This is a genomic window from Pseudomonas sp. 05T35, from assembly GCF_056396605.1.
The window spans coordinates 1-6838 of sequence record NZ_JBFTLU010000233.1; the positions used below are offsets into that span (position 1 = coordinate 1).

Annotated in this window: 7 protein-coding genes and 1 riboswitch; of the genes, 3 read left to right on the plus strand and 4 right to left on the minus strand. The window is 60.4% G+C overall.

The annotated features are described in order from the left end of the window. On the minus strand, positions 1–1255 hold a 1255-nt coding region (locus AC1DH9_RS18000; RefSeq protein WP_477808522.1), incomplete at its 3' end, for a cache domain-containing protein. A gap of 276 nt (positions 1256–1531) precedes the next feature. Here AC1DH9_RS18000 and AC1DH9_RS18005 point away from each other — a divergent pair. Next, complete coding sequence (locus AC1DH9_RS18005) at positions 1532–2350, plus strand: M48 family metallopeptidase (RefSeq protein WP_427531411.1); 819 nt, start codon at positions 1532–1534, stop codon at positions 2348–2350. Between the two features lie 133 nt (positions 2351–2483). Here the strand turns inward: AC1DH9_RS18005 and AC1DH9_RS18010 are convergent, their stop codons facing one another. The 3 genes from AC1DH9_RS18010 to AC1DH9_RS18020 form a co-directional block, all read right to left on the minus strand. Continuing rightward, entirely contained in the window at positions 2484–3068 is a 585-nt protein-coding gene (locus AC1DH9_RS18010) for a TMEM165/GDT1 family protein (protein WP_427543236.1), read from the minus strand. 88 nt (positions 3069–3156) lie between these two features. Then, positions 3157–3280: riboswitch (yybP-ykoY riboswitch) on the minus strand. Between the two features lie 39 nt (positions 3281–3319). Beyond that, positions 3320–4318, minus strand: a complete 999-nt coding sequence (locus AC1DH9_RS18015; protein WP_427531408.1) for a methyltransferase — start codon at positions 4316–4318, stop codon at positions 3320–3322. Between the two features lie 33 nt (positions 4319–4351). Further along, a complete protein-coding gene (locus AC1DH9_RS18020) occupies positions 4352–5317 on the minus strand; it encodes a 2-hydroxyacid dehydrogenase (protein WP_427543239.1) in 966 nt (321 codons plus the stop codon). A gap of 92 nt (positions 5318–5409) precedes the next feature. Here AC1DH9_RS18020 and AC1DH9_RS18025 point away from each other — a divergent pair, with 92 nt between their 5' ends. Together AC1DH9_RS18025 and AC1DH9_RS18030 are read left to right on the plus strand one after the other, a co-directional pair. Beyond that, positions 5410–6039 (plus strand): LysE family translocator, encoded by a 630-nt coding sequence (locus AC1DH9_RS18025; RefSeq protein ID WP_054595664.1) that lies wholly within the window; start codon positions 5410–5412, stop codon positions 6037–6039. Positions 6040–6184: 145 nt separating this feature from the next. Next, positions 6185–6838: AMP-binding protein (locus AC1DH9_RS18030; RefSeq protein ID WP_477808523.1), on the plus strand; the 654-nt coding region annotated here is incomplete at its 3' end.

Below are 6838 nucleotides of genomic sequence, written 5' to 3' on the forward strand. Positions count from 1 at the left end.
AGCCGAGTTCGTCGGCGCGGTCACTGGTCAGGCGGCGCGTCAGGTCACCTTCGCCCTGAGCAATGTCATCGAGCATCACGACCATCTGCTTCAGCGGGCGGGCGATGCCGTGCCCCACCAGCCAGATCACCAGCAAGCCCAGGCCGGCAATCACCAGACCGACCATGGCCATGCCAAAGGTGTCAGCCTTGCGCTGGGTGTTCAGGTCGCCTTGCAGTTGTTGCAGGTCGGCCATGACCGCGTTCAGCGGCAATTGCAGCAGCAGGGTCCAGCGTGCATCGGTCTGGCCGATGCCGAATGGCAGGTACAGCTCGATCCTGCCGTTGGCCTTGTCGACGTTATAGGTCACTTCGCCGAGATTGAGCTTGCCGAGGTTGGCGACCTGAGTGGCATCGAGGATGTCGCTGACTTTTTCGCCGAACTTGCTCGGGTCCTTGGTGTAGGCGACCAGACGCTGGTTGCCGCCGATCAGGGCCATTTCGCCRGCACCGTTATAAAGCTTCTGGTTGGCGGCCAGGAGCATTTCCTGAATGAAGTTCACCGACAAGTCAGCGCCGACGATGCCCTGAAAGGTGCCGTTGAGCATGATCGGTTCAATAAAGGAGGCGAGCATGACGATCTTGTCGCCGACCTTGTAAGGCGCCGGGTCGATCACACAGGATTTTTTGCTTTCCTGGGAGCACAGGTAGTACTCACTGGAGCGCACACCCGTGGACAACACGGTACGGTCGTTGACGTCCGCYAGCTTGTCGACGCCCAGCGTGCCATTGTCGTTGCGGAACCACCACGGCAGGAAGCGCCCGGTGGTGGCGTCGATGCCGACGGTTTTACTGCCAATGTAGGCCGCGTCATTGTGATCCAGTGCGTTCGGTTCCCAGCCGATGTACGTGCCGAGAATCTTCGGATTCTTCGCGACGTTTTCCTTGATCAGGCTGATCAACTGTTCGCGGCTGAGGGTCAGCGCCGGTTTGCCGTCGGCATCCTGGGAGCCGATCAAGGCGTTGACCCGAACCAGCCCACCGGCGATCAGCAGGGGCGCTTCGAGTTCGCGCTGGATCTGGCTGACCTGGGTTTGCGCCAGTCCACGCAGGCGTTGTTCGATGACTTGCTCGAATTGCGCCTGGGTCCGCTGCTGGACCATTTCCTGGGTCCGTGCGCCGGAAAACAGTGCATACAGCACCAGCGCAGCCACCACGCTGAGCACAATGGCACCGGCAAGCGCGGCGACGGAAAACTGGATCGACTTGAATTTCATAAGGGCTCCGGACGCAGGAATGACGTCTGCCGGGTTGTATCGGCGCACGTGTGGCGGTCCATGAGCGGTTTTTTTGTCGATGGCTGTTTTTGATCAGTGCAGGTCGCATAGAGACAGGTGTCGGGCCCGTGTGCTTTCGGGGCAGCGATGTTTTATGAATTTATGGCGACGGTGAAAGGAAATGTATCGGTAAATGCCGCGCTATACGTCTGTTGTATCTGGCGCCGATACAATGCACCGCCTAGGATACGCGGCATGTTTTCAGGGAGTGTTTTCATGAGCAAGAGAGTGGTTTTGTGTGTGCTGGGTGCAAGTCTGCTGCTCAGTGGTTGCCAGTCGGTCAACACCACCAACGGCGGCGCGGTGGGTGTGGAACGCAAGCAGTACATGTTCAGCATGCTGTCGAGCGATGAGGTCAACCAGATGTATGCCCAGTCCTACCAAAAGACGGTGGGTGAGGCGAGCAACAAGGGTGTGCTGGACAAGAACAGCAGCGAGGCCAAACGGGTCCAGGCGATTGCCAATCGGCTGATCGCGCAGGCACCGGTCTTCCGGCCGGATTCGGCGCAGTGGCAGTGGGAAGTCAACTTGATCAAGAGTGATGAGCTCAACGCCAACTGTGGTCCTGGCGGCAAGATTATTTTCTACACCGGGCTGATCGACAGCCTGAAGCTGACCGACGATGAAATCGCTGCGGTCATGGGCCATGAAATCGCCCACGCCTTGCGTGAGCATGGTCGTGAAGCGATGTCCAAGGCCTATGGCATCGAAATGGCCAAGCAGGGCGCCGGTGCCTTGCTCGGGTTGGGGCAGGACACCCTGGCATTGGCCGACACTGTGGCCAACTACGGCATGACCTTGCCCAACAGCCGCGCCAATGAAAACGAAGCTGACCTGATCGGCCTGGAGCTGGCGGCCCGCGCCGGCTACAACCCGAACGCGGCGATCACCCTGTGGGACAAAATGAACAAGGCTTCCGAAAGTTCTCCACCAGAGTTCATGAGCACTCACCCGTCCTCCAGCAGCCGGGTTGAGTCGCTAAAGGCAGCGATTCCGAAAGTCATGCCGCTTTACCTGCAGGCCAAGAAGTCCTGATGGTTTTATATCGTCAGTAATGGCCTCATCGCGAGCAGGCTCGCTCCCACATTTGATCTCTGGTGTACACGGGACCAATGTGGGAGCGAGCCCGCTCGCGATAAACGATGACGCGGTCTACCGACCTACCACGTCAAATCCACCCGCTACTCTGCATCGCCTTGTACACCGCGACGATGGCCAGGATGAAGAACGCCGACGCTGCCAGGCGGCGGATCAGGGTCAGGGGCAGTTTGTCTGCGGCAAAATTACCCGCCAGCACCACTGGCACGTTGGCAATCAGCATGCCGAGCGTGGTGCCGATGACCACCAGCCACAGCTCCGGGTACTGGGCGGCAAGCATCACGGTGGCGATCTGGGTCTTGTCACCGATTTCAGCGAGGAAGAACGCAATCAGCGTGGTCAGGAACGGCCCGAATTTGCGCGCAGTGCTGGCTTCGTCCTCATCCATCTTGTCCGGCACCAGGGTCCACAGCGCGGTCGCGGTAAAGCTTGCGGCGAGGATCCAGTGCAGCGTCGCATCCGAGAAGAAACTCCCGAACCAGGCACCGACGGCACCTGCAGCCGCGTGGTTGGCCAGGGTTGCAGCGACGATACCGGCGATGATCGGCCAGGGTTTGCGAAAGCGGGCGGCGAGAATGAGCGCGAGCAATTGCGTCTTGTCGCCGATTTCGGCCAAGGCAACGACAGCGGTGGGAACGAGCAGAGAATCCAGCATCAGGGTTTTCCTAAGGGGCGGGTCGACACGGCTATGACACGTACAGCCTCCCCGCCCCGGGTAAGGTGTTCGTGTCATAGGTCTTGTCAAACCCTGCGATCCATCTGAGTGGACGCTTGGGTCGCATACGCCATGGTCTGAGGACCAAGTATGTTGACGTATGCCGGACGAGCATGGCGCTCGTGGGAGACTACTCCCCTAGGACGGAGCGGATTCTGCCTAGGCAAAATCCATTCGGCAAGCGCTAATTTCTAGCCGCGCTTGGCCCGGTAGATCCGGAAACCTTGCCCTTCGGCCTTGATCGCACACACACCGAGATGCTCCTCGATCAGCGGCTGATATTTCAGGAAGCTGTTAGCCACCAGGCGAAGTTCGCCGCCGTTTTTCAGATGCTTGGCTGCTTTTCGCAGCAGATTCTCCGTGGCGTGATAATCGGTGTGGACCCCGACATGAAACGGCGGATTGCTCAGAATCGCGCTCAAACCCATCGGCGCAGCGTCGATGCCATCGCCGGTCAGCACCTCTGCCTCCAGACCGTTGGCCGCCAATGTCAGGCGGCTGCTGGCGGCGGCGAACGCATCAACGTCGAGCAGGGTGACGGTGTTGTGTGGATAACGCCGTTTCACCGCCGCGCCCAACACGCCGGCACCACAACCGAAGTCGAGCAAGTGACCGCTTGGCAGTTTGTCGAGGTGTTCGAGCAGCAGCGCGCTGCCGCGATCCAGTCGACCGTGACTGAACACGCCCGGCAGGCTGATGACTTTCAGTGGGCCTTCAGCCAGCGGCAGTTCGTATTCCTGTGCCAGGCTTTCCAGCGATTTGGCCTCCGGCGCATTAGCCACAGTGACTTGCCAGAGCTGGCAGTGGCGTGCGCTGTCGAGCTTGCGCGGTTTGCCGAAGGGGTTCAGCTGTTTGGCCGCGCCTTCGATGCCGCTGCGTTTTTCACCCACCAGGTACAGCTCACGACCGGCCAGGCGCGAGGCGAGGGCGTTGAGGATGTAGTCGGTCAGGTCCTTGGATTTGGGCAGGAACACCACCGCCGTTTCAAACTCTCGGCTCGGGGCATTCACGCCAAAGTGGCTGCGCTCGGCAAAGCGTGCGTCCAGCGCCGCCTGGTCGCCTGCGTGCCAGCACCAGCCGTGAGCGTTGGGCAATTTGCCGAGCAAGTCATCGGCGGGCAAACCGGCCAACAGCAAATCGCCTTGAAACAATTCGGCCTGACGAAGCAGTACTTCACTGCGCGGATCCATACTCTGCTCCTTGAAAAAAAGTGCGGCAGTTTATCAACTGACGACCCGCCGCGCTGTACCGCTGAAGAAGCCTTGGGCGTTTTCGGCCAGTTGACCGACGATCCGTTGCCGCGCCTCGCGGCTGCCCCAGGCGTTGTGCGGGGTGACGATCAAGCGCGGGATGTCGGCAGCCAACAGCGGATTGCCGGCGGTGGGTGGCTCGACGCTCAAGACGTCGGTCGCCGCGCCGCCCAGATGCCCGTTGCGCAACGCATCGGCCAAGGCTTGTTCGTCGATCAGCCCACCGCGTGCGGTGTTGACCACAAAGGCGCCGGGTTTGAGCAGCGCCAGTTCGCGGGCACCGATGAAATTACGGGTATGTTCGTTGAGTGGGCAGTGCAGGGTCAGCGCGTCGATTTGCGGCAGCAGTTCATCCAGCGGCAAACGGTCGGCACGGGCCGGGCGTCCAGGCAGTTGGCCGAGCAACACGCGCATGCCAAAGGCTTCGGCCAGCCGCGCGACGGCACCACCCAATTCACCATGGCCGAGCAGGCCAAGGGTTTTGCCTTCGAGTTCGACGATCGGGAAATCCAGCAGGCAGAACTGTTTGGCCTGCTGCCAGCGACCTTCAGCGACGGCTTTCTGATAGTCGCTCAGGCGGGTGGCGAGGTTCAGCAACAGCATGATCGTGTGCTGCGCCACTGACGGCGTGCCGTAACCCTGGCAGTTGCTCACGGTAATCCCTTGGGCGCGGGCGACGGCCAGGTCGACATTGTTGGTGCCCGTGGCGGCGATCAGGATCAGCTTCAGTTCGGGGCAGGCCTTGAGGGTTTCGGCGTTCAGCAGGACTTTATTGCTGATCGCCACGCTGGCGCCTTTCAGCCGTTCGACGATGTTGTCAGGCGTGGTCAGCGAGCGCAGTTGCAAGTCATCGAAGCACTGCTGCAACCCACTGAGGTCCAGGTCGCCGAGGTCCAGTGAACTGTGGTCGAGGAATACGGCGCGGCGATTGTTCGTCATTAACTGTACCTTTTGCGCATGAGTCTGAAGGCGTAATCTGCCGAGCCTACCAGATGAAACAAGTCGTTACGCTTGGCCTAAAGGAGCCCCCCATGTACTGGACAGAGTTTTTGACCGTCGCCCTGATTCACCTGCTTGCCGTCGCAAGCCCGGGTCCGGACTTTGCCGTGGTGGTGCGTGAGGCCGTGACCCACGGTCGTCGCGCAGGGACCTGGACGGCGCTGGGTGTCGGCTCGGCGATTTTCCTGCACGTGGGCTACTCGTTGCTGGGTATCGGCCTGATCGTCTCGCAGTCGATCATGCTGTTCAACGCGCTGAAATGGCTGGCGGCCGCCTACTTGCTGTACATCGGCTTCAAGGCCCTGCGCGCGCAGCCTGCGAAACCTGCCACTGAAAACCTGCACAAGGAAGCCGGCGAGCGCACCGCCCGCGGCGCATTTACCTCAGGTTTCGTGACCAACGGCCTGAACCCTAAAGCCACGCTGTTTTTCCTGTCGCTGTTTACCGTGGTGATCAACCCGCACACACCGCTGGCGATTCAGGCCGGTTACGGCGTTTACCTGGCTGCGGCCACCGCAATCTGGTTCTGCCTGGTGGCGATGCTGTTCAGCCAGCAGCGCGTACGGGCCGGTTTTGCCCGCATGGGCCACTGGTTCGACCGTACGATGGGCGTGGTGCTGATCGCCATCGGCGTGAAGCTGGCCCTGACCGAGATGCATTGATCCACTCTCGGAAACAAATGCTGGCGCAAAGCCAGCATTTGTACGGCTCTGCAAATCATCCCTTTGGCTGATTTAGCTGGCGCTCCGGCTGACTAAAGTGCTTATCTTTTCAGTCACGACCGTGTAGTCAGATAAAGGGATGCTTATGTTGGAGACGCGCGTTATTCCGCCAGCCGAAGGCGCTTATCAATACCCGCTGTTGATCAAGCGGCTACTGATGTCCGGCAGCCGTTACGAGAAAACCCGCGAGATTGTCTACCGCGACCAGTTGCGCTACAGCTACCCGACCCTCATCGAGCGTGTCGCGCGGCTGGCCAACGTGCTCACGGCGGCCGGGGTCAAGGCCGGGGATACCGTGGCCGTGATGGATTGGGACAGCCATCGCTACCTCGAATGCATGTTTGCCATCCCGATGATCGGTGCGGTGATCCACACCATTAACGTGCGCCTGTCGCCCGAACAGATTCTCTACACCATGAATCACGCCGAGGACCGCTTCGTGCTGGTCAACAGCGAGTTCGTCGGGCTGTACCAGGCGCTTGCCGGGCACCTGACCACGGTCGAGAAAACCCTGCTGCTCACCGATCTGCCGGAAAAAACCGCCGACCTGCCCAACCTGGTCGGCGAGTACGAGCAACTGCTGGCTGCCGCGAGCACCCAGTACACCTTCGAAGATTTCGACGAAAACTCGGTGGCGACCACCTTCTACACCACCGGCACCACCGGCAATCCCAAGGGCGTGTATTTCACCCATCGGCAGCTGGTGCTGCACACCATGGGTGTGTCGACAATCATGGGC

What these genes read in the sequence shown, in the direction of transcription:
- AC1DH9_RS18020 (WP_427543239.1), bottom strand. Translation starts at nt 5,317, where the DNA reads ATGACGAACAATCGCCGCGCCGTATTCCTCGACCACAGTTCACTGGAC.
- AC1DH9_RS18015 (WP_427531408.1), bottom strand. Translation starts at nt 4,318, where the DNA reads ATGGATCCGCGCAGTGAAGTACTGCTTCGTCAGGCCGAATTGTTTCAA.
- AC1DH9_RS18025 (WP_054595664.1), top strand. Translation starts at nt 5,410, where the DNA reads ATGTACTGGACAGAGTTTTTGACCGTCGCCCTGATTCACCTGCTTGCC.
- AC1DH9_RS18005 (WP_427531411.1), top strand. Translation starts at nt 1,532, where the DNA reads ATGAGCAAGAGAGTGGTTTTGTGTGTGCTGGGTGCAAGTCTGCTGCTC.
- AC1DH9_RS18010 (WP_427543236.1), bottom strand. Translation starts at nt 3,068, where the DNA reads ATGCTGGATTCTCTGCTCGTTCCCACCGCTGTCGTTGCCTTGGCCGAA.